The organism is Streptomyces hamibioticus, from assembly GCF_047946815.1.
In the GTDB taxonomy this organism is placed as follows: domain Bacteria; phylum Actinomycetota; class Actinomycetes; order Streptomycetales; family Streptomycetaceae; genus Streptomyces.
In genome coordinates this window covers 4,953,733-4,975,667 of the sequence record NZ_JBKKQY010000001.1, presented here as the reverse complement: position 1 = coordinate 4,975,667, position 21,935 = coordinate 4,953,733, and the positions used below count along the sequence as shown (strand labels likewise).

General features: G+C 75.0%; 19 protein-coding genes and 1 pseudogene. 12 read left to right on the top strand and 8 right to left on the bottom strand.

All coding sequences use genetic code 11. The features are described from left to right. Positions 1-11: 11 nt before the first annotated feature. Both ACLGIH_RS22635 and ACLGIH_RS22630 read right to left on the bottom strand, forming a co-directional pair. On the bottom strand, positions 12-953 hold the full coding sequence (locus tag ACLGIH_RS22635) for a DMT family transporter (protein ID WP_416527093.1): 942 nt from the start codon (positions 951-953) through the stop codon (positions 12-14). A 38-nt stretch (positions 954-991) separates the two neighbouring features. Continuing rightward, positions 992-1,996, bottom strand: a complete 1,005-nt coding sequence (locus ACLGIH_RS22630; RefSeq protein ID WP_416527092.1) for an EamA family transporter — start codon at positions 1,994-1,996, stop codon at positions 992-994. Positions 1,997-2,120: 124 nt separating this feature from the next. Between ACLGIH_RS22630 and ACLGIH_RS22625 the strand changes: the two genes are divergently transcribed. Continuing rightward, positions 2,121-2,642: a MarR family winged helix-turn-helix transcriptional regulator gene (locus tag ACLGIH_RS22625; protein ID WP_416527091.1), complete on the top strand. Its 522-nt coding sequence runs from the start codon at positions 2,121-2,123 to the stop codon at positions 2,640-2,642. Between the two features lie 106 nt (positions 2,643-2,748). Here the strand turns inward: ACLGIH_RS22625 and ACLGIH_RS22620 are convergent, their stop codons facing one another. Next, positions 2,749-4,260, bottom strand: coding sequence for an FAD-dependent monooxygenase (locus ACLGIH_RS22620; protein WP_416527090.1), 1,512 nt, complete (start codon positions 4,258-4,260; stop codon positions 2,749-2,751). A gap of 159 nt (positions 4,261-4,419) precedes the next feature. Between ACLGIH_RS22620 and ACLGIH_RS22615 the strand changes: the two genes are divergently transcribed. Continuing rightward, positions 4,420-4,995 carry a TetR/AcrR family transcriptional regulator gene (locus ACLGIH_RS22615; RefSeq protein WP_416527089.1) on the top strand — a complete coding sequence of 192 codons (576 nt, stop codon included), beginning with the start codon at positions 4,420-4,422 and terminating at the stop codon, positions 4,993-4,995. A gap of 127 nt (positions 4,996-5,122) precedes the next feature. Here the strand turns inward: ACLGIH_RS22615 and ACLGIH_RS22610 are convergent, their stop codons facing one another. The 3 genes from ACLGIH_RS22610 to ACLGIH_RS22600 all read right to left on the bottom strand — a co-directional run bounded on the left by ACLGIH_RS22610 (position 5,123) and on the right by ACLGIH_RS22600 (position 8,063). Next, complete coding sequence (locus ACLGIH_RS22610; protein WP_416527088.1) at positions 5,123-5,410, bottom strand: hypothetical protein; 288 nt, start codon at positions 5,408-5,410, stop codon at positions 5,123-5,125. Positions 5,411-5,675: 265 nt separating this feature from the next. Further along, positions 5,676-7,754, bottom strand: coding sequence for a 4-alpha-glucanotransferase (gene malQ, locus ACLGIH_RS22605; RefSeq protein ID WP_416527087.1), 2,079 nt, complete (start codon positions 7,752-7,754; stop codon positions 5,676-5,678). After that, a complete protein-coding gene (locus ACLGIH_RS22600) occupies positions 7,755-8,063 on the bottom strand; it encodes a hypothetical protein (protein WP_416527086.1) in 309 nt (102 codons plus the stop codon). A 271-nt stretch (positions 8,064-8,334) separates the two neighbouring features. On the opposite strand from ACLGIH_RS22600, the gene ACLGIH_RS22595 reads away from it, so the two are divergent. The 5 genes from ACLGIH_RS22595 to ACLGIH_RS22575 all read left to right on the top strand — a co-directional run bounded on the left by ACLGIH_RS22595 (position 8,335) and on the right by ACLGIH_RS22575 (position 14,987). Continuing rightward, on the top strand, positions 8,335-11,292 hold the full coding sequence (locus ACLGIH_RS22595; RefSeq protein WP_416527085.1) for a beta-N-acetylglucosaminidase domain-containing protein: 2,958 nt from the start codon (positions 8,335-8,337) through the stop codon (positions 11,290-11,292). 128 nt (positions 11,293-11,420) lie between these two features. Further along, positions 11,421-11,954 carry a PadR family transcriptional regulator gene (locus ACLGIH_RS22590; RefSeq protein ID WP_416527084.1) on the top strand — a complete coding sequence of 178 codons (534 nt, stop codon included), beginning with the start codon at positions 11,421-11,423 and terminating at the stop codon, positions 11,952-11,954. Next, entirely contained in the window at positions 11,951-12,661 is a 711-nt protein-coding gene (locus ACLGIH_RS22585) for an ABC transporter ATP-binding protein (RefSeq protein WP_416527083.1), read from the top strand. Before ACLGIH_RS22590 ends, ACLGIH_RS22585 begins: the two co-directional genes overlap by 4 nt. Beyond that, the gene (locus tag ACLGIH_RS22580) at positions 12,658-14,016 is read left to right on the top strand and encodes an FtsX-like permease family protein (protein ID WP_416527082.1); all 1,359 of its coding nucleotides are present in this window, start codon (positions 12,658-12,660) and stop codon (positions 14,014-14,016) included. The genes ACLGIH_RS22585 and ACLGIH_RS22580 overlap by 4 nt, the downstream gene beginning before the upstream one ends. A 302-nt stretch (positions 14,017-14,318) precedes the next feature. Further along, positions 14,319-14,987: a hypothetical protein gene (locus ACLGIH_RS22575; protein WP_416527081.1), complete on the top strand. Its 669-nt coding sequence runs from the start codon at positions 14,319-14,321 to the stop codon at positions 14,985-14,987. A gap of 30 nt (positions 14,988-15,017) precedes the next feature. Here the strand turns inward: ACLGIH_RS22575 and ACLGIH_RS22570 are convergent. After that, positions 15,018-15,158 (bottom strand): annotated as a pseudogene (locus ACLGIH_RS22570) (DUF397 domain-containing protein); the annotation flags it as partial. Positions 15,159-15,494: 336 nt separating this feature from the next. Between ACLGIH_RS22570 and ACLGIH_RS22565 the strand changes: the two are divergent. Then, positions 15,495-16,079, top strand: coding sequence for a Uma2 family endonuclease (locus tag ACLGIH_RS22565; RefSeq protein ID WP_416527080.1), 585 nt, complete (start codon positions 15,495-15,497; stop codon positions 16,077-16,079). A 47-nt stretch (positions 16,080-16,126) separates the two neighbouring features. On the opposite strand, the gene ACLGIH_RS22560 is transcribed toward ACLGIH_RS22565, so the two are convergent. Then, positions 16,127-16,663: an HNH endonuclease gene (locus ACLGIH_RS22560; RefSeq protein ID WP_053763139.1), complete on the bottom strand. Its 537-nt coding sequence runs from the start codon at positions 16,661-16,663 to the stop codon at positions 16,127-16,129. Positions 16,664-16,996: 333 nt separating this feature from the next. Here ACLGIH_RS22560 and ACLGIH_RS22555 point away from each other — a divergent pair, with 333 nt between their 5' ends. The 4 genes from ACLGIH_RS22555 to ACLGIH_RS22540 all read left to right on the top strand — a co-directional run bounded on the left by ACLGIH_RS22555 (position 16,997) and on the right by ACLGIH_RS22540 (position 21,924). After that, positions 16,997-18,106, top strand: coding sequence for a mechanosensitive ion channel family protein (locus tag ACLGIH_RS22555; RefSeq protein ID WP_416527079.1), 1,110 nt, complete (start codon positions 16,997-16,999; stop codon positions 18,104-18,106). A 229-nt stretch (positions 18,107-18,335) separates the two neighbouring features. Next, complete coding sequence (locus ACLGIH_RS22550) at positions 18,336-19,628, top strand: ROK family transcriptional regulator (protein ID WP_416527078.1); 1,293 nt, start codon at positions 18,336-18,338, stop codon at positions 19,626-19,628. Positions 19,629-19,693: 65 nt separating this feature from the next. Then, the gene (locus ACLGIH_RS22545) at positions 19,694-20,962 is read left to right on the top strand and encodes a 6-phospho-beta-glucosidase (protein WP_416527077.1); all 1,269 of its coding nucleotides are present in this window, start codon (positions 19,694-19,696) and stop codon (positions 20,960-20,962) included. Continuing rightward, positions 20,953-21,924 (top strand): N-acetylglucosamine kinase, encoded by a 972-nt coding sequence (locus ACLGIH_RS22540; protein WP_416527076.1) that lies wholly within the window; start codon positions 20,953-20,955, stop codon positions 21,922-21,924. Before ACLGIH_RS22545 ends, ACLGIH_RS22540 begins: the two co-directional genes overlap by 10 nt. Positions 21,925-21,935 lie beyond the last annotated feature (11 nt).

The following is a 21,935-nucleotide window of genomic DNA, read 5'->3' as shown; positions in this document are numbered from 1 at the left end:
GGGCCTCGCCGTCACCTGCGCGACCCCGCGCCGAGGATGACGCCGCCCAGGATCAGCGCCATGCAGCCGGCCTGCGCCCAGCCGGTCGGCTCGGCGAGCAGCGCCCAGGACAGCAGGGCCACGCAGACGGGCTGGAGGTAGTAGACGATGCCCGCGCGGGTCGGGCCGATCAGGGCGATCGCCTTGTTCCAGGCGAAGAACGCCAGGGCGGAGGAGGCGACGCCGACGTAGAGCAGGGGCAGGACGGTGCCGGGTGTCGGCGCGAAGCCGCCCTGGACGGTGAGGCTGACGGCCTGCGCGGGCAGCAGCATCAGGGTGCCGAGCAGGAAGGTCGTGAAGAGGAGGGCGGCACCGCCCAGTTCGGCGGGCCTGCGGCGCAGCAGCGCGCTGTAGGAGCCGAAGCAGCAGGCGGCGGCGATCATCCACAGGTCGCCGGCCGCGAGGCCGACCGCGCCCGCGCCGCCGACGAGCAGCAGGACACCCGTGCAGGCGACGAGCAGCCCGGCGACGCGGCGGGCGCCGAGACGGACGCCGCCCGCCCGCTCGAACACCGCCATCAGCACCGGCGAGGCGGCCATGATCATGCCCATGTTGGCGGCGGGCGTGGTGACCCCGGCCTGGTTCACGAGGGTGTTGTAGGTGGCCACGCCGAGCAGCGCGACGAGGAGCACGAAGCCGAGGTGACGGCGGATCAGGGCCCGTTGCCGCCAGGCCTGCCGGGCGCCGAACGGGGCGACGGCGGCCAGCGCGACCACCCAGCGCCAGAACGCGTGCTGGACGGGCGGCACGCTGTCGCCGAGGGCGCGCGAGGTGACGAAGCTGCCGGACCAGACGAGGGTCGCGAGGGCGGCGAGCGCGACCCCGAGGGCGACGGGAGCCGTCGCCCTCGGGGTGGCGGAGGTGGTGGCGGAAGTGGTGGCGGGGGGTGTGGTCCGGTCGTGGACTACGGGCACGGAGGTCCTTTCGCTGGTGGTCGGTGATCGCCGTGGACCTACCGTCGCACCGCCGCACCTGTCAGGTCCATCGAATCTTTACGACCATTCCCTTCAGGAGAACTGAACGGTCGGCCCACCTGCGCCCGCTCCTGCTCCTGCTCCCGCACCCGCGCCTGCGCCTGCACCCCCGCCTGCGCCCGCGCCGGGCGCGCCGTCAGCTGGCCCACGACCGTCGCCCCGAAGGCCAGGGCCATGCCCGCCAGCTGCACCGGCGTCAGCGCCTCGCCGAGCGCCGCCCAGCCGACGACCGCCGCGGTCAGCGGCGACAGGGGCCCGAGGAAGGTGACCTGGGTGGCGGTGAGCCGGCCGATGCCCTGGAACCAGAGCCAGTACGCGATCGCCGTGTTCGCCACGGCGAGGTAGAGGTAGCCGCCGACCGCCGGGGCGTCCAGCGCGGGCGGCGCGCCCTCGACGAGCAGGGCGATCGGCGCGATGAGCAGACCGCCCGCGGTGAGCTGCCAGCCGGTGAGCGCGAGCGGACCGACACCCTCGGGACGGCCCCACCGCTTGGTGAGCACGGTGCCGGTCGACATGGAGACCGTGGAGGCGAGGGCCGCCAGCACGCCGACCGCGTCCAGCGCCCCGGCCGCCTTCAGGACGACCAGACTGACGCCGAAGGCGGCGACGACGCCGGTGAGGACGGAGCGCAGGGTGGGCCGCTGCCCCAGCAGCAGCGCCGAGAGCCCGACGACGACCAGCGGGCCGGCCGAGCCGACGACCGCGGCGAGGCCGCCGGGCAGGCGGTAGGCGGACAGGAACAGCAGCGGGAAGAAGGCGCCGATGTTCAGCGCGCCGAGCACCGCCGCCTTCGCCCACCAGACGCCGCGCGGCAGCACCCGGGCGAGGGCGAGCAGCAGCAGCCCGGCGGGCAGCGCCCGCATCAGCCCGGTGAACAGGGGACGGTCGGGCGGGAGGAACTCGGTGGTGACGGCGTAGGTGGTGCCCCAGGAGACGGGGGCGAGGGCGGTCAGGGCGATGAGGGCGGGGCGGCTCGCGACCATGGGTGGTCCCTTCGGGAGGGAGTGGGCCGACCGAAGTAGGTCAGTAGAAAGTAGCTTAGCTCTAAGCTACTTTTCGTCAAGCTACTTTCTTGCGGCCGACCCGACGTCGGCAGATACTCGTCCCATGAGTGAGCGCCCCGAGCAGCAGTCCGAGCAGTACCGGGACCCGGTCGACGCGATCGTGGGCCAATGGGCGGCGGTCCGGCCCGACCTCGACACCACCGCCATGGAGGTCTTCGGCCGCATCTACCGGATCACCCGCGCGATGGGCGACCGGATCGACAGGACCTACGCGCGCTTCGGGATCTCCCGCGGGGAGTTCGACGTCCTGGCGACGCTGCGCCGCTCCGGCGAGCCGTACGCCCTCTCCCCCCGGCAGCTGTCAGCGACCCTGATGCTCACCACCGGTGGCATGACCGGCCGCCTCGACAAGCTGGAGCGCGCCGGCCTGCTGCGCCGCTCCCCCGACCCGCACGACCGCCGGGGACTGCGGGTCACGCTCACCGAGAAGGGGCTGGAGCTGGTCGACGAGGCGGTCGGCGCGGGCCTCGCCGTGCAGACCGAGGCGCTGTCCGCCCTCGACGCCGAACAGGCCGGCCAGTTGGCCGGCCTGCTGCGTGACCTGCTGTCCGCGAGCGAGCGCTAGGCGTCCCGCTCGACCCCGCAAGAGCGCGAGGGCGCGAGGGCTGGAGAGCGCGAGGGCGTAAGGGCGGGAGGGCGTAAGGGCGGGAGGGCGGGAGGGCGGGAGGGCGTCAGCCCACGTGGGCCACGAGGACCGCCTCGATCGCCGGGCCGTCCGCGGCGTCCGCCGCCCAGGCCACGTAGCCGTCGGGCCGCACCAGCAGCGCCGTACGCCGGGCGCTCGCCCAACGCTCCACGGCGAGCCGGTCCTTGCGGGCGGCGCCCTCGTCGGCCGCGTAACCGTCCGGCGCGATCAGCACGAACCGGCCGCCGCGCAGCGCCTCGTAGAGCCGGCCGCCGCCCGCGAGGGCCACGTCCGGGGCGCGGGTGCCGGTGAGGGGGTGGGCGCCCCGGGGGGCGGCGTACCGGTAGCCGATGCCGGTGATCTGGCCGGCCGCCCGGCGGCGGGCCGGGCCCACCTGGTTCAGCAGGGTGGTGACCGTCGCCCGCAGCGCCCGCGTCCAGGGGCGCTTGGCCATGGCGAGGCGCACGATGCCGCCGCTGCTGCGCAGCACCGCCCGGCCGATGGGATGGCGCTCGGCCTGGTAGGTGTCGAGGAGGGCGGGCGCCGCGTGGCCGTGCAGCACGGCCGCCAGCTTCCAGCTCAGGTTGGCCGCGTCCTGGAGCCCGGTGTTCATGCCCTGGCCGCCGGCCGGGGTGTGCACGTGCGCCGCGTCGCCGGCGAGGAAGACGCGGCCCACCCGGTAGGCGGGCGCCTGGCGTTCGTCACTGTGGAAGCGGGACATCCAGCGGGGGTCGTGCATCCCGAAGTCCCGGCCCAGGGCGAGGCGGGTGATCTCCTTGATCTCCGCCAGGTCGACCGGCTCGCTGTCGGGGACGTTGCGGCCCCGGTGCCAGCCGACCACCCGGTGGTAGCCGTCGCCGAACGGCGCCACGAAGGCGAAGGCGTCCCCGACCGCGTTGACGGTGAGCAGCGTCCCGGGCGGCTCGGCGAGCTTCACGTCGGCGAGCACGACGGACCGGATGACGGAGTGGCCCGGGAAGGGCAGTCCGACCGCGTCACGCACGGTGCTGCGCATCCCGTCGGCGCCGACGACGTACGCCGCCCGCAGCGCCTCCGTCCGCCCGCCGGGTCCCCGGACCTCGACGGTCACGCCGTCCGTGTCCTGCTCCAGCCCGGTCACGGCGGTCTCGTGGCGGAAGTCGACGCCGGCCTCCACCGCGCGCCGCTCCAGGGCCTTCTCGACCTCGTACTGCGGGATGACGAGGACGTGCCGGAAGCGGGAGGGGAGGGTGCGGAGGTCGACGGTGAGCCGGCCGAAGAGGCGGAGGCGGTCGAGGGGGCGGCCCACGGCCTCCAGTTCGTAGGCGAGGGCGCGGGCGTCGAGCTGTTCGAGGGTGCGGGCGTGCAGGGCGAAGGCGCGGGAGAGGTTGCTGATCCGGTGGGGGCGCTTCTCGACGACGGTGACGGGCACGCCGGCGGCGGCCAGGTCGCCGGCCAGCAGGAGCCCGGTGGGGCCGGAGCCGACGACGATGACGGAGCCGGGGGTGTCGCGGCCCGGGGCGCTGCGGTCCGGGGTGCCGTTGTCGTGCGTGCCGTTCGTACCGTGCGTGCCGTTCATCTGGGGCCTCCTTGCGGTGCCGACACTTGGCTTGCCAACGGTCGTTCGCCAACACTCGTTCGCCAACGCCCGTTTGCCAACGCTTGTTGTCACCGTAGGGGTAGCGACGGCAGGCGTCAACGCTTGTTGGCCAACGGCTGTAGGCATACGCTTGTGGGCATGTCTCAGACGCCCCAGTCGGCCTCCCGCCGCTCCGACGCCACCCGCGCCGCCATCCTCGAAGCGGCCCGCGAGCGCTTCGCCGCGGACGGGTACGAGCGGGCCACCATCCGGGCCATCGCGCGGGACGCGAACATCGACCCCTCGATGGTGATGCGCTACTACGGCAACAAGGAGGGCCTCTTCGCGGCGGTCGTCACCGTCGACCTGAAGCTCCCCGACCTGTCCGCACTGCCCCGCGCGGAGGTCGGCGAGGCCCTGGTGCGGCACTTCCTCGCCATGTGGGAGGAGAACGAGGTGCTCACGGCCCTGCTGCGGGTGGGCGCCGCGAACCGCGCCGGGGCCGAGCGCACCCAGGGCGTCTTCCGCGACCAGGTGCTGCCGGTCGCCCGGCAGGTGTGCCCCGACCCCGAACAGGCCCCGGCGCGGGCCGCGCTCGTGGCGGCGCAGCTCCTCGGGCTGGCGCTCACCCGGTACGTGCTGCGGTTGCCGCCGGCCGTGGCGCTGGCCCGCGAGGAGGTCGTGGCGTGGGTGGCCCCCACGCTCCAGCGCTATCTGACCGCGCCGAACCCGTGACGCGCACCGCCCGAGGACATGCCGAGGGCGCCGGCCTCGCCCGCGTACGGCAGCTGCGCGTACGTGCGGCGGGGCCGGCGCCCTCGGTGAAGCGCGGGCCTCCCGGGTTCCGGGAGGGAGACGTCCGTCAGGCCTTGGCGTCGGCCTTCACCGTCTCCTTGGTCTTGACGTTGCGGCTGGTCACCCGGTGCTCCGGCTTGGACCGGTCGAGGACCAGGGTGAGGCCCGCGATGACCAGGAACAGCACGATCGGGGCGAACACGAACAGGCCCAGCGTCTCGATGACGCTCAGGCCCGTGCCGGGGTCGTCACCGTCGTCGCGGGTCAGCGCGAGCGCGGGGGACGACATGAGCAGCATCATCAGCGTCGTACCGGCCGCCAGGGTGCCGGCGCGCAGGGCGTTGTTCTTGTCCACGGTGCCAAAGTTAGTTCACGGCGGTCGGCGATGCGCGGCCGGGGTGCCGTATTGGGCTCTGCCCGGGCTGTCCGGTGCTCGGCATCGGTGTGGCCGTCGTTCCGGGGGCTGCCGCCCCCGGGCCCCCGCTCCGGCCTGAACGGCCTCGTCCTCCAACGCCGGACGGGCTGGGTGGGCCCGGCCCACGCCTTGCGGTCGAGTGCCGGACAGGCCACGTCAAGGCGGGCCGGGAAGGCGAAGGCCCCCGGTGTAAGGCCCCCGGTGTTCAGTCCCGCACCGCCTCGATCAGTGCGCGCAGACGTGGCGAGGCGGCCAGGTCCTCCAGCGTCATCGGGCGGCCCTCGGCGTCGGCGATCGGCAGGCGCCAGTTCGGGTACTGGTCCCAGGTGCCGGGGAGGTTCTGCGGGCGGCGGTCGCCGACCCCGTCGGGGAGCCAGATGCCGACCATGCGGGCGGGGGTGGCCAGCAGATAGCGGTGGAGGGCCTGGACCTCGGCCTCCTCGGCGGCCGTGCCGGTGCCGCCGCCGGTGCCCTGCAGCAGGCCGAGGCGGGCGAGCAGGTCGAGCCACTCCGCCGTGTCCGCCGCCGCCTCCGCCCGTTCCTCCTCCGCCGGACGGGTGAGCAGTCCGAGACCAGCGCGGAGTTCGACGTGCTCGCCGGTGAGGCGGGCGGCGGTGGGCGGCAGGTCGTGGGTGGTCGCGGTGGCCAGGCAGTCGGCGCGCCAGCTCTCGGGCGGCAGGGGGCGCCCGTCGCCCTCCCAGTCGCGTTCGAACCACAGCACCGACGTGCCGAGCACCCCGCGCTCGCGCAGCGTCTCGCGGACGCCGGGCTCGACGGTGCCGAGGTCCTCGCCGATCACCACGGCCCCGGCGCGGGAGGCCTCCAGGACCAGGACGGCGAGCATGGCCTCGGCGTCGTAGCGGACGTAGGTGCCCTCGGTGGGCGGGTGGCCGTGCGGGACCCACCACAGCCGGAACAGGCCCATCACGTGGTCGATGCGCAGCGCGCCCGCGTAGCGGAACAGGGCGCGCAGGAGGCCGCGGAAGGGGGCGTAGCCGGACTCGGCGAGCCGGTCGGGGCGCCAGGGCGGCAGCCCCCAGTCCTGGCCGCGGGCGTTGAAGGCGTCCGGCGGAGCACCCACCGACATGCCCGCGGCGAAGTGGTCGCGCTGCGCCCAGGCGTCGGCGCCGCCGGGGTGCACGCCGACCGCCAGGTCGTGCACGATCCCGACCGGCATCCCCGACTCGCGGGCGGTGCGCTGGGCGGCGGCGAGCTGGGACTCGGTGAGCCAGGCGAGCCGGCTGTGGAAGTCGATGCGGTCCATCAGCCGCGCGCGGGCGCGGGCGGTCTCGGCGGAGCCCGGGTCCTGGAGCCCGGCGGGCCAGCGGTGCCAGTCGGAGCCGTGCACCTCGGCGAGGGCGCACCAGGTGGCGTGGTCTTCCAGGGCCTGGCCCTGGGCGGCGAGATAGTCGCAGTAGGCGGCGCGGCGGCCGGGTCCGAGCGGAACCTCGCAGACCAGTTCCAGCGCCTCGCGCTTCAGCTCCCACACCGCGTCGCGGTCGATCAGGGCGTCCTTCTCCAGCACCGCCTCGCGCAGCCGCCCGGCCCGCTCCAGCAGGGTGTGCACGCGGTCGCGGTCGTCGACGTGCGCGAACTCGGGGATGTCCTCGACGCGCAGGTGGACGGGGTCGGGGAAGCGGCGGGAGGAGGGCCGGTACGGAGAGGGGTCGGTGGGGGCGCCGGGTACGGCCGCGTGCAGCGGGTTGACCTGCACGAATCCGGCGCCGAGGGAGCGGCCGGCCCAGGCGGACAGCTCGCCGAGGTCACCGAGGTCGCCCATGCCCCAGGAACGGCGGGACAGGAGGGAGTAGAGCTGGACGAGCAGCCCGTACGAGCGTCCGGCCGGCGCGGGCAGCCGGGCCGGGGCGACGACGAGGTGGCAGCGGCCGACGCGCCCGTCGGGGGCGGTGGCGGTCAGCCGGTGCACGCCGGCCGGCAGGTCCCCGGGGTCGGTGCGGGTCTCGCCCTGCTCGGTGTCGATGCTCAGCCGGGTGCCCTCGGGCAGCCCGGCCAGGGCGGCCGGGACGCCGCCGTCGCTCCAGCGGACCACGGTCGGCGGCAGCAGGCGCGTGCGCAGCTCCGCCTCGCGGGCGGCGAGCGCGGCGCGCACGGCCTGCGGGCTGCCGGCGTCGACGCCGAGGGCCGCCAGAGCGAGGGTGACGGCGGTGGCCGAGGCCGCGACCGTACGGTCCGGGGACGGACTGTAGGAGGTGGCGACGCCGTGCAGTGCGGCGAGCCGGGACAGGTCCTCGGCGGGGGGCTCGGCCGGCCGGGCAGCTGTCATCTAGGACCTCGTGGGTTCCGGGACGGCGAACGACGCGGTGCCCTGCTCGGGCACCACTGCCGTGAGTTCGGGCGAGGACTCGCTGGTCAGCGGCATCGCGTCGGCGAAGGGCGACTCGCTGGTGAGGGGCTCGGCGTCGGGCAGCGGCGGCTCGCTGGTGAGCGGCGCCTCGGCGCAGGTGCCCTCGGCGCTGAAGGCGCACACGTGCGGGGTGTCGGACTCGGCGGAAGACTCCACCAGGGGCGTGATGGACGGCTCCGCCACGGGTTTGGACTGGGCGGGAAGCGGAAGGTGTGCCGGTGCAGTCACGGGGTCTCCTTGGTCAGCACGGTCGAGCACGGCTCGCAGGTTGGCTGCTTGCAGGTCGGTGGCTTGCGGGTTGGTGCAGCCCTACCCAGTGGACGCGAGGACAGACGTCTCAGATCGGTGAACGTGTCTCTGGTCACATTCTGCCCCGGAAAGCAACCCGGAGATCGGGGCAATTCCGTCACTGGAGTCACTGTCGTTGACACGTTCGGTGCACGAGTGGTGGGCTCGGTGTCTCTGTGATGCCTCTGTGACCTGACTGCGGGGGGCGCGGATGCCGAGTGACCGGGAGGGGGCCGTGCAGCCACGGCACAGGAAGGGGGCTGCCGCCCTCGCGTTGACCTTGTTCGCCGGGGCGCTGGGCACGGCCTCCGCCGCGGCGGCCCCGCCCTCGGCGCCCTCCCCCGGTGCGACGGAGTCGGCGTCCGAGACGGCGGGGGCGGCCGAGGTCGCCGTCTGGCCGCGGCCGCAGTCCCTGCGGGTGACCGGCGCCCCGGTCCCGGTCCCGGACGAGGTGGCGCTGATCACCGGCGCGGGCGCCGACCCGTATGCCGTGCGGGAGCTGCGCGCGCTGCTCGACGGCGCCGGGGTGCGGGTCACGACGCCGGCCGCCGGTGAGCGACCGCCCGCCGGGGCGCTGGTCGTCCGCGCGGAGACGGAGCGGGAACCCCGGGGCGGTTCCCGGCACGCCCTGCCCTCCGGCGGCTACCGCCTGACCGTCGAGCGCGGCACCGTCACCCTCACCGGCAGCGGGCCGGACGGGCTGTTCCACGCCGTGCAGACGCTGCGCCAGCTGATCCGCGCCGACCGCACGATCCCGGCCGTGTCCGTGCGGGACTGGCCCGGCACCGCGGTGCGCGGCATCGCGGAGGGCTTCTACGGCACCCCGTGGACCCACCGGCAGCGTCTGGAGCAGCTGGACTTCCTGGGCCGCACCAAGCAGAACCGGTACCTGTACGCCCCCGGCGACGACCTCTACCGGCAGGCCCGCTGGCGCGAGCCCTACCCGGCCGGGCAGCGGGCGCAGTTCCGGGAGCTGGCCGAGCGGGCCCGGCGCAACCACGTCACGCCGGCCTGGGCGGTGGCGCCGGGCCAGGCGATGTGCTTCTCGTCGGACGACGACGTACGGGCGCTGACGCGGAAGCTGGACGCGATGCGGTCGCTGGGCTTCCGGGCGTTCCAGCTCCAGTTCCAGGACGTCAGCTACAGCGAGTGGCACTGCGGGGCGGACGCGGAGCGGTTCGGGTCGGGGCCCGAGGCGGCGGCGCGGGCGCAGGCGCGGGTGGCGAACGCGGTGGCCCGGCACCTGGCCGAGCGCTACCCGGAGACCGTCGACCTGACGGTGATGCCGACGGAGTACTACCAGGACGGCTCGACCGCCTACCGCCGGGCGCTGGCGCAGGCCCTGGACAGGGCCGTGCAGGTGGCGTGGACCGGGGTGGGCGTGGTGCCGCGGACCATCACCGGGCGGGAGCTGGCGAAGGCGCGGGAGGTGTTCGGGCACCGGCTGGTGACGCTGGACAACTACCCGGTCAACGACTACGCCCCCGGCCGCCTCTTCCTCGGCCCCTACCAGGGGCGCGAACCGGCCGTGGCCTCCGGTTCGGCGGCGCTGCTCGCCAACGCGATGGAGCAGCCGGAGGTGTCCCGCATCCCGCTGTTCACCTCGGCCGACTACGCCTGGAACCCGCGCGCCTACCGGCCCGAGGAGTCCTGGCGGGCCGCGATCGACGCCCTCGCGGGCGGGGCCGGGCCCCGCCAGGAGGCGCTGTCGGCACTGGCGGGCAACGACGCGTCGTCGGTGCTGGACACGGAGGAGTCGGCGTATCTGCGGCCGCTGATCGAGGCGTTCTGGCGGGAGCACGCCACTCCCCGGTCCGGCGGCGGCACGGCTCCCGGGTCCGGCGGCGGCACGGCTTCCGAGGCCAGCGGCGGCTCGGCGGAGCGGCGCCTGCGGGAGGAGTTCGCGGTGCTGCGCGAGCTGCCGGACCGGCTGGCGGGCGACGGGCTCGCCGCGGAGGTCGCCCCCTGGTCGGAGCAACTGGCCCGGTACGGCGAGGCCGGCACGACCGCGCTGGGGATGCTGCGGGCGCAGCGCGCCGGGGGCGCCGCGGCGGCGTGGACGGCGTACCGGCGGCTCGGCGGGCAGCGCGAGCGGCTGGAGTCGGCGCGGGTGACGGTCGGCGAGGGCGTGCTGGACGCCTTCCTGCGGCGGGCGCAGAAGGCGTACGCGGCCTGGGCGGGCCTGGACCGCGAGCCGACGGTGAGCGCGGACGAGGCGTCGGGCGGCCGGACGGTCCGCTTCCCGCGCGCGCGGGACGTGTCCGCGGTGACGGTGCTCGCCGAGCCCGGCACCCGCGGCGACGTCGAGGTGCACGTCCGCGGTGCGGGCTGGCGCCGGGTCGGGTCGCTGGACCCGAGCGGGGCCACGGAGGTCGCGCCGGGCGGGGCCGGGGCCGGTGCGGACGCGGTCCGGGTCACCGGAACGGGCTCCGCCGGTCTGCGGCACGTCGTGCCGTGGTTCGCCGGCTCCGCCGTGTCGGTGGACCTGGCGCGCGAGGAGACGGACGCGGAGATCGGCGGTACCGAGCGGCTGACGGTGCGGCTCGGTTCGCAGCGGCCGGCCGACGTGCGCGGCAGGCTCACCGCCGAGGCTCCCGAGGGCGTCGAGGTGCGGGTGCCCGAGGGGCCGCTGACGCTGCCGCGCGGCCAGCGGGTGGACGTGCCGGTCCGGGTGACCGTGGCGCCGGGGACGCCGGCGCGGTCGTACGAGGTGCGGCTGTCGTTCGCCGGCACCGGCCGCTCGCTCACGGTCCACTCCTTCCCGCGCACCGCCGGCCCCGACCTGGCGCGCAGCGGCACGGCGAGTTCCTCGGGCGACGAGACGCCCGACTTCCCGGCCTCGGCGGCGAACGACGGCGACCCGCGGACGCGCTGGTCGTCCCCGGTGGACGACGGTGCCTGGTGGCAGGTGGAGCTGGACCGGACGGTGCGGCTGGGCCAGGTCGTCCTGCACTGGCAGGACGCCCACCCGTCGGCGTACCGCGTCCAGGTCTCGGCCGACGGCCGCCGCTGGCGTACGGCGGCGGCCGTACGGGACGGCCGGGGCGGGCGCGAGTCGGTCCGGATGGACGCGCGGGACGTGCGGTACGTGCGCGTGCAGGGCGAGAAGCGGGCGACGCGGTACGGGTACTCGCTGTGGTCGGTGGAGGCGTACGCCGTCGCGGAGTGAACCGCGCGGCCCGCCCGGCCGCCGGCGCCGCTCTCCTCCCCGCAGGGGCCCTCGCTCCTGCCGTCGGAACCGCCGTTTCCCGGGCCGACTATTCACTCAGTACATGCACTGAGTACATAATGGCTCGCATGAGCACCCGTCACATCCTGCTGGGGCTGCTCGCCTCGGGGCCCGGCCATGGCTACGACCTCAAGCGACGCCACGACGAACGCTTCCCGCAGGCCCGTCCGCTGGCCTACGGGCAGGTCTACACGACCCTGCAACGCCTGGTCCGGGACGGCCTGGCGGAGGTCAAGGGCACCGAGGCGGACGGCGGCCCGGAGCGGACCACGTACCGCGCGACCGACGAGGGCGCGCGCGAGCTGGCCCGGTGGGCCGCGGAAGTCGCCCCGCCCGCGCCCTTCGTGACGAACGAGATCTTCGCCAAGGTCGTCGTCTCGATCCTGACCGGCGGCGACCCGGCCGCCTACCTGAGCGCGCAGCGCGCCGCCCACATGGAGCGGATGCGGCAGCTCACGGCGGTCAAGACGGCACCGGGGGCGGACCTGGCGACCGTGCTCTCGGCGGACTACGCCCTCAACCACCTCGATGCCGACCTCCGTTGGATGGCCACCACGGCGGCCCGGCTCACCACCCTGACCGCGGAGGTCGACACGGCATGAGCAACGGGGACACGCGAAACGGACAGACGCCGGGGCAGCTGCTCGCGGCCCGCGACCTGGTGAAGGCGCACGGCCGGACGGAGGCCCTGCGCGGCGCCTCCGTCGAACTGAGCGGCGGCGAGATCCTCGCCGTGACCGGCGCGAGCGGCAGCGGCAAGTCGACGCTGCTGCACTGCCTGGCCGGGATCGTCCGGCCGGACGCCGGGGCGGTGACGTACGCCGGGGAGCGGCTGGACGCGCTGCCGGAGAAGCGGCTGAGCGAGCTGCGCCGGACCGACTTCGGCGTGGTCTTCCAGTTCGGCCAGCTGATTCCGGAGCTGACGGCGCTGGACAACGTGGCCCTGCCGCTGATGCTGGGGGGCACGGACCGCGCGGCGGCCCGGGAGCGGGCCGGTGAGTGGCTGGAGCGGTTCGGGGTGCGCGGGCAGGAGGAGCTGCGGCCGGGTGAGATGAGCGGGGGTCAGGCGCAGCGGGTGGCACTGGCGCGGGCCCTGGTCACCGGCCCGAAGGTGGTCTTCGCGGACGAGCCGACGGGGGCGCTGGACTCGCTGGCGGGCGAGCAGGTGATGACGGCCCTGGCGCACACGGTCCGCGAGTCGGGCGCGGCGGTGCTGCTGGTCACGCACGACGCCCAGGTGGCGGCGTACGCGGACCGCGAGGTGCGGCTGCGGGACGGCGTCGTGGCTCCGCTGGGGGTGTCGGCATGAGCGCGGCGACGGTGTCGGACGTACGGCTGGCCTGGCAGCTCGTGCGCGGTTCCGGCCGGCGGGAGTGGTGGCGGATCGTGCTCACGGCGATGGGCGCGGGGCTGGCGACGGGCTTCGCCCTGGCGGCGGTCACCCTCGCGTCGCTGCGGGGCGGCTGGCGCGTCTCCGTCGGCCACGGCCTGCTGGACGAGCCCGGTACCCGCGCCGGGGTGATCGTCAGTCTGCTGATGCTGCTGGTCCCGGTCCTCGGCTTCCTCGGCCAGTGCGCCCGGATCGGCGCCGTGCACCGCGACCGGCGGCTGGCGGGGCTGCGGCTGGCCGGGGCGACGCCGTGGCAGGTGCGGCGGATCGCCGCGCTGGAGACGGGGCTGACCTGTCTGGTCGGCTCGGCGGTCACGACCGTCTTCTCGGTGCTGCTCCTGCTGCGCCTGTGGAGCCGGCCGACGGCGCTGACCTGGGTGGGCATCGCGCTGGTGGCCGTGGCGGTGCCGGTGCTGGGCGCCGCGGCGGGGGCGCTGGCGCTGCGCCGGGTGGTGGCCTCGCCGCTGGGCTGGGTGCGCCGGGTGCGACCGGGCACGGGACGCGGGCCGGGGCTGGTGTTCCTGGGCGGGCTGGTGCTGATGGCGGCGGTGGCGCTGCCGGCGGTGACCAGTACCGGGGCCGGGTCGGGCGGCCGGGACCACTGGCAGGGGCCGTTGACCGTCTTCGGGCTGGTCCTGGCCGTCGGCGCGGGCGCGGTGTGGCTGGCCGGGGGGACCTCCCGGTCCGTCGGGCGGCTGCTGGCGGCGCGGGCCGGGCGGCCGGCGCCGCTGATCGCGGCGGAACGGCTGCGCGACGACCCGTGGGCGGCGTCCCGCACCCACGCGGCGGTACTGCTGGTGACGGTCGCCGGGACGGCGTTCCTGTGCATCCGGCACGCCATGCTCACCGAGCTGCGCAGGGAGCGTTCCGCCGCGGACATGGACTACTACACCACCGGCCTGGACCTGACCGGCGCGGCGCTCCTCGTCGCCCTCGCCATCACGCTCTCCGGCCTCGCGGTCGGCACCGCGGAGTCCTTGACCACCCGCCGCCGGACGCTGGCCGCCCAGGTCGCCGCCGGCGTCCCGGGGGCGGTGCTGAACCGGGCCCTGCTCCTGGAGACGGCGCTCCCCCTGGCCCCCGCCGTACTCGTGGCGGGCGCGGGCGGCATGGCCATCGGTACCTGGTACACGACCCTCATGGACACCGGCTCCCTGCCGGCCGCGGCCTTCCTCGTCCCGCCGGCCGTCTACGCGGCCTGCCTCCTGGCGACGGCCACGGCCCTCCCGCTGCTGCGGCGGTCGGTGCGGCCGGGAGAGCTGCGGTACGTGTAACGGCCCAGGGCCCGGTCACCGGAGGGCGCGGCCGGCCGGTGCCTGCGCCGGACGACGCACATGAAATGATCATGGCGGCGGTCGGATCCACTCCGTCCGCCGCCATGCGCGTCGACCGGCGAACGGGGGGCACCGTCGCCTTGGGGGGGTTCGCCATGCCGTGGAACGGCCGTGCGCACGCCGCTGCGGCTCCGTCTGTTGCCTCCGTCCCTGGACGTGCCGCTCTGAAACGCCGGCTTCCGACGCCGCACCGCGACCGCCGGCCGCGCCTTCCTCTCTCACCTCGCAGGAGCCTGACCCACGTGCGTACGCTGTCTTCCGACCGCTTGCTGAATCGTCCCGTCGTCGCCGGTATCGCGCTCGCCGGTATGACCGCCGGTGTCCTGGTGGGCCGAGGCGGGCTGGACACCGTGGTCGGCTGCGGCATCACCGGCGACGACCGCCCGTCCCTCACGGCGAAGGACTGGGTGGACAACGCCGATCACGTCGTCGTCGCCAGCCCGACGGCGGAACGGGACACCAACCGCCGCGACTTCGACAAGGGCTCCGTGCAGTACCAGACCGACCGCGCCGTGAGCTTCCGTACGGACGACGTCCTCTGGTCCTCCGAGCGGCCCCGCCGTTCGATGGGCGAGAGTTTCGAGATGGTCGCCGCCGGCTGGCGGGTGTACCGGGACAGCGGCACGCGCGTCAAGAGAACGACGGCGGCCGCGCCCCGGCTGGAACCGGGCCACACCTATCTCCTCGCCCTCCGTTGGGACGAGGGCCGGTGGACCGTCCTCGGCGAGGGCGCCGCCGTCCCCTTCGACGACGGCACGGCAGGGCGAGGAGAGTGGTGCGGCCGCGTCCTCGGCGAGGAGGACTTCGCACGGGGTGAGCGGTTCTCCCGCCGGGACGACAGCAGCCTCGAGGAGACCGTCCTCGGACAGAACGCACAGGCCGTCACCCGCGAACTGAAGCGGGCCGGTTGACGGATCAGCGCAGCGACACGTCCAGGCCTCCGGCGTCAGGCGGTGTGTCGGACCGTCACCGGCGTCCTTGGAATCACGGACGTCGACGGCGCCGGGGACGTTGAGGGCGACCTCGACGCACTCGCCGGCCGAGAAGTCCCGGTAAGCGCTGCTTGCCTCCTGGTCCTCCACGCACACGCCGGCGAGTTCCCGTCGTGTCGGAGCTGATGACCAGCGCCCTGCTGCACGGCGGCCTGCGGGGCCGGCCCGTCCGCGTACGCGTCGGCCTCGGTCACCGCGTACTGCGAGTGGAAATGAGCGGTCCGCGCGGGGAGAGGGTGCCGATCCCTCGCCCTCCCGGAGGGGCCGCCGGTCGGTTCGGGCGGGCCTGTTACTCGTCGCGGCGCCGGCCGACCGGTGGAGCTGGGAGCCGCGGACGGTCGGCAGGACGGTGTACGCCGAGTGGGACACCTCCGGCCGGAACCTGACCTACGCTGAGATCGTGGAACCCCGTAAGGCCGGAGCCCTGTGACCGTGACCGCTGACAGGCCCCAGATGCTCGTCACCGAGTTCGAGGAACTCGCCCGGCACGCCGCCCGGAGCACAGAAGGCGCGCGGCTCGAGTTCGTCAACGGACACATCGGGGGGAAGGCCGTGCCCGACGGCGACCACGGAAGCATCATCGAATGGCTCACGAGGGTCTGCATGCAGCATCGCCCGGAGCTGTGGCTCGACTCGCACCAGGGCCTCGTCGTCGAGACCTACCGTGAGGGCCGCGCCCGCCCGGACGGTTCGCTGGTCCCCAGCCACGCCTTCGCCGGCGCCGGCGAATGGGCCGACCCCGCCCCCGTCCTCATGGTCGTGGAAGTCACGTCGTACGACTCCGACACCGACCGCCGTGACCGCGTCGACAAGCCCCGGGCCTACGCCGGGGCCGGCATCCCGGTCTACCTGCTGATCGACCGGGACACCTGCGAGGTCAAGGTACACAGCCAGCCGGACGGCGGCCGGTACGAGACCGTGCGGACGCTGCCCTTCGGCAAGGAGGTCGCCCTGCCCGAGCCGGTGGGGATCACTCTGGACACCGAGCCGCTGAAGAGCTGGGTGCGCTGAGTGTCCCGCCCGCCGGGCAGGCACCCGGCAGACGCGGGCCCGGACCGTCAGGCGGAGATGCCGTCGATCCGGGCCAAGGCGTCGTCCGCGCCGTACGGCTGCAAGTAGGGCAGCCAGCGCGGGTCCCTATGCCCGGTGCCGATGATGCGCCAGGCCAGGCCGGTGGGCGGGGCGGGTTTGTGGCGCAGCCGCCAGCCGATCTCGCCGAGGTGGCGGTCGGCCTTCACGTGGTTGCAGCGGCGGCAGGACGCCACCACGTTGTCCCAGACGTGCTTGCCCCCGCGACTGCGCGGGATGACGTGGTCGACGCTGGTTGCGACGCCACCGCAGTACATGCACCGGCCCCCGTCGCGCGCGAAGAGCGCCCGCCGGGTGAGAGGCACGGGTCCCCGGTAGGGGACCCGCACGAATCGCTTGAGCCGGACCACGCTGGGAGCGGGGACGGTGACGGTTGCGCTGTGCAGGTAGGCGCCGGACTCCTCGAGGCATACGGCCTTGTTCTCGAGGACGAGGACGAGCGCGCGGCGGAGCGGTACGACGCCGAGCGGCTCGTACGACGCGTTGAGCACCAGGACATGCGGCACGGATGCCTCCTTGTACGCCGGCGGCGCGTGGCTCGCGCCGGGACGATCCGTAGTCAGTTTCCCCTCATGGCTGGTGGAAGCGCCACCATGTCCCGGTAACGGGCTGGGAGTGTTTTCGACCACATCCGATGCATCCCCCGGGGCCTGACCTGTTCAAGCGCGGGTGAGCACCGCCTCAGCCCCGCCGTTCCCGCCGATCCGCACACCGTGCCCCGTTAGTGTGGTGATTCCGCCCGTCCGGTGACCTTTTCGTGACCTTGGACCGATGCCGGCCACGGTCGCGACCGACCGTGCCGCGCCCGGGGGGCGGACGCGCACCTGGAGGTAGCCGCCGTGTCCCTGTCCGCCGCCGTCCCACCGGCCGCCGGTCCGTCCCCCTCGCCCTCCCCGGACGGGACGACGGTTCCGGCCGTGCCCTCGCTCCAGGACGCCCAGGAGCGTGCGACGAACGCCGCGAGCTGGGTCGAGCAGAACTGGTCGACATGGCTCGCGATCGGGCTGCGGGTGCTGCTGATCGTGGTCATCGCGGTCGTGCTCAGAGCCGTCGTGCGGCGGTCCATCACCAAGCTGATAGACCGCATGAACCGCTCGGTCCAGTCGGTGGACGGCCCCGCGCTGGGCGGGCTGCTGGTCAACGCCGAGCGCCGCCGGCAGCGCGCGGCGGCCATCGGATCGGTGCTGCGCTCGGTCGCCAGCTTCGTGATCCTCGGCACCGCCGCCCTGATGGTCCTCGGCACCTTCCAGATCAACCTGGCGCCGCTGCTGGCGTCCGCCGGTGTCGCCGGCGTGGCCATCGGGTTCGGCGCCCGCAACCTCGTCACGGACTTCCTGTCCGGCGTCTTCATGATCCTGGAGGACCAGTACGGCGTCGGTGACACCATCGACGCGGGCGTGGCCTGCGGCGAGGTCATCGAGGTCGGGCTGCGGGTGACCAAGCTGCGCGGCGACAACGGCGAGATCTGGTACGTCCGCAACGGCGAGATCAAGCGGATCGGCAACCTCTCCCAGGGCTGGTCCACGGCCGGCGTGGACGTGACCGTGCGGTCCGACGAGGACCTGGACAAGGTCAGGGAGACCCTCGGCGCGGTCGGCGAGCGGATGGGCAAGGAGGAGCCCTGGAACGAGCTGCTGTGGGGGCCGATCGAGATGCTCGGCCTGGACAGCGTGTACCTGGACTCCATGGTGGTCCGCGTCTCGGCGAAGACCATGCCGGGCAAGTCCGTCACCGTCGAGCGCGAGCTGCGCTGGCGCATCAAGCGCGCCTTCGACGCGGCCGACATCCCCATCGTCGGCGGCGCCACCGCCGCGGGCGACCAGGGGCAGGCCGCCGACCCGACGGCCGGTGTCGCGGCCCCGTCGGCCTACGCCAGTTCGATCTCCCCGCAGTCGATCGCCGCCTCCCCGCTGCCCGGCCCCTCCGGTACGACCAGCACCGCCAAGTAGCCCGACCGACGCTCACCTCTTCGGCACCCGCCCCCGCAGGACCGGCTCCGGCCGCCCGCGGGGGCGGCCTCTTGACGCCCCTTCCGGTGCGGGCCTACCTTCTCCGGCGTTGGCAGGAAACTTTCCTAACAATAGCCGGAACGATGGCGCGGTGGCGTCGCGGTGGCTCCCGTCGACGTCCCCGCCGCCCGCCGAAACGTCGCGCGGCCGAGAGGCAGGTGGGAATCGCATGGCAGGAACGACCGGCACGACGACCGGCACGCCGGGCACCCCGCGCGTCCTGCGCGCCATGAACGACCGCGCCGCGCTGGACCTCCTGCTGGAGCACGGCCCGCTGTCCCGCACCCGCGTAGGCAGGCTCACCGGCCTGTCCAAGCCGACCGCGTCCCAGCTGCTGGCCCGCCTGGAGGCGGCGGGACTGGTGCTGGCCGGCGGCACCACCGAGGGCCGTCCGGGGCCGGTCGCCCAGCTCTACGAGGTCAACCCGGCCGCCGCGTACGCCGCCGGCCTCGACGTCACCCGGGACCGCATCCTGGCCGCCGTCGCCGACGTCACCGGCCGTACCGTCGGCCGGTACGAGCTGCCCACCCCTGCCCGGCGCACCGGCGCCCCCGTCGTCCAGCAGGTCACCGACGCCCTGGACGGCGCGGTGCGGGCGGCCGGGCTCACCCGGGCCGACGTGCACCGCCTGGTGATCGGCACCCCGGGCGCCTTCGACCCCGGCACCGGCCGCCTGCGCTACGCCGCCCACCTGCCCGGCTGGCACTCCCCCACCCTGCTGGACGACCTCGCCGCCGCCCTGCCGATGCCGGTGGAGTACGAGAACGACGTCAATCTCGCCGCCGTGGCCGAGCAGCGGCTCGGCGCCGCCCGCGGCCACGACGACTTCGTGCTGCTGTGGAACCAGGAGGGCCTGGGCGCCGCCCTGGTCCTCGGCGGCCGGCTGCACCGCGGCTTCACGGGTGGCGCCGGCGAGGTCGGGTTCCTGCCGGTGCCGGGCGCCCCGCTGGTCCGCCAGGTCGGCCGCGCGGGCAGCGGCGGCTACCAGGAGCTGGCCGGCGCGCAGGCCGTTCCCGAGCTGGCCCGCGAGCTGGGCGTCCCCGACCTGCCGTCCGGCCCGTACGCCGAGGCCGCCGCCGAGTTGCTCGGCCGGGCCGCCCAGGCCTCCCCTGCTTCCCCGGCCTCCCCGGCCTCCCCGGCCGACGACGAGCCCTACCGCCGCCTGCTCCGGGAGTACGCCACCCGGCTGGCCACCGGCCTCGCCTCCCTCGTCTCCGTCCTGGACCCCGGACTCGTCGTCCTCGCCGGCACGGCCCTCACCTCCGGCGGGGAGGCACTGCGCGCCCTCGTCCAGGCCGAGCTGGAGGAGCTGGCCGCACCCCGCCCCCGGCTCGTCCTCGGCGACGTGACCGCGGACCCCGTACTGCGCGGCGCGCTGGAGAGCGCGCTCGCGACCACCCGCGACGAGGTCTTCGACACCTCGCGACGGCCGGAGTCACGGGCCGGCCGAAGCAGGAGCTGACCCAGCAGAGGCCGACACAGCAAAGGCCGACGAAACACAGGCCGACGAAACAAAGGCTGACATCTATGAAACTCACCGTGGTCGGCGGCGGCTCGACCTACACACCGGAACTCATCGACGGCTTCGCCCGGCTGCGGAACACCCTGCCCGTCGAGGAACTCGTCCTCGTCGACCCGGCGGAGGACCGCCTGGAACTGGTGGGCGGTCTGGCCCGCCGCATCCTCGCCCGGCAGGGCCACGACGGCCGGCTCGTCACCACCTGCGACCTGGACGCCGCCGTGGACGGCGCCGACGCGGTCCTGCTCCAGCTCCGCGTCGGCGGTCAGGCGGCCCGCGAGCAGGACGAGACCTGGCCGCTGGAGTGCGGCTGCGTCGGCCAGGAGACCACCGGCGCGGGCGGCCTCGCCAAGGCGCTGCGCACGGTCCCGGTGGTGCTGGACATCGCCGAACGGGTCCGGCGCACCAATCCGGAGGCATGGATCATCGACTTCACCAACCCGGTCGGCATCGTCACCCGCGCCCTGCTGCGGGCCGGTCACAAGGCGGTCGGCCTGTGCAACGTGGCGATCGGCCTGCAACGCAAGTTCGCCGCGCTGCTCGACGTCGCGCCCGCCGGCGTGCACCTGGACCACGTGGGCCTGAACCACCTCACCTGGGAGACCGGTGTGCGCCTGGGCGGACCGGCGGGAGAGAACGTCCTGCCCCGGCTGCTGGCGGAGCACGGCGACGCGATCGCCGCGGACCTGCGGCTGCCCCGCCCGCTCCTGGACCGGCTGGGCGTCGTGCCCTCCTACTACCTGCGCTACTACTACGCCCATGACGAGGTCGTGGAGGAGCTGCGCACCAAGCCGTCCCGCGCGGCGGACGTCGCGGCGATGGAGCGGGAGCTGCTGAGGCTGTACGCCGACCCCGCGCTGGACGAGAAGCCCGCCCTGCTGGCCGAGCGCGGCGGCGCCTACTACTCGGAGGCGGCGGTCGACCTGGCGGCGGCGCTCCTCGGGGGCGCCGGCGCGACAGCCCACCAGGTGGTGAACACCTGCAACCGCGGCACGCTGCCCTTCCTGCCGGACGACGCGGTGATCGAGGTGCAGGCGGCGGTGGACGGCGAGGGCGCGAGGCCACTGCCGGTGCCGGAGGTGGACCCGCTGTACGCGGGCCTGATGGCGAGTGTGACGGCGTACGAGGACCTGGCCCTGGACGCGGCCCTGCACGGCGGCCGGAACCGGGTCTTCCGGGCGCTGCTCGCGCACCCCCTCGTCGGCCAGTACGCCTGCGCCGACCGCCTCACCGACCGGCTGATCGCGCACAACCGGGAGCACCTCGCGTGGGCGTGACCGGGACGGTGCTCGCCGTCGACGCGGGGAACAGCAAGACCGACGTGGCGGTGGTCACGGGCGGCGGGGAGGTCCTCGCCACGGCCCGGGGCGGCGGTTTCCGCCCGCCCGCGGTGGGCGTCGAGCGGGCCGTGGACGCCCTCGCCGAGGTGGTGACGCGCGCCTTCGCCGAGGCCCGGGTCAGCGCCGTGGACCACGTCTCGGCGTGCCTGGCCAACGCCGACCTGCCGGTGGAGGAGGAACGACTGGCCGCCGCGCTGCACGCGCGCGCGTGGGGCGACGGCGTCGACGTCCGCAACGACACCTTCGCGATCCTGCGGGTCGGCGTCACCGAGCCGCGCGGGGTCGCCGTGGTCTGCGGCGCCGGCATCAACTGCGTCGGCATGCTCCCCGACGGCCGCACCGCCCGGTTCCCGGCCCTGGGCCGCATCTCCGGTGACTGGGGCGGCGGCTGGGGCCTGGCAGAGGAGGCGCTGTGGCACGCCGCCCGCGCGGAGGACGGGCGCGGGGACCCGACGGCACTGGCCCGGACGGTTCCCGGCCACTTCGGGCTGCCGTCCGTCCACGCCCTGGTCGAGGCGCTGCACCTGGGCGGGATCGCTGCTGTGCGGCGGCACGAGCTGGCGCCCGTGCTGTTCGCGACGGCGGCGCAGGGCGACCCGGTCGCCGGCGCGATCGTCGACCGGCAGGCCGACGAGGTGGTGGCCATGGCCACGGTGGCGCTGACCCGGCTGGACCTGCTGGAGGAGGCGGCGCCGGTACTGCTGGGGGGCAGTGTGCTGGCCGCGCGCCACCCCCGACTCGACACCCGCGTCCGGGAGTTGCTGGCGGCCCGCGCGCCGAAGGCGGTGCCCCGGGTGGTGACGGCGCGGCCGGTCCTGGGGGCGGTGCTGCTGGGGCTGGACCGCCTGGGGGCGGCGCCGGGCGCGCACGCACGGGTTCGCGCGCGGTACGGCGCCTGAGGCCCGGGCCG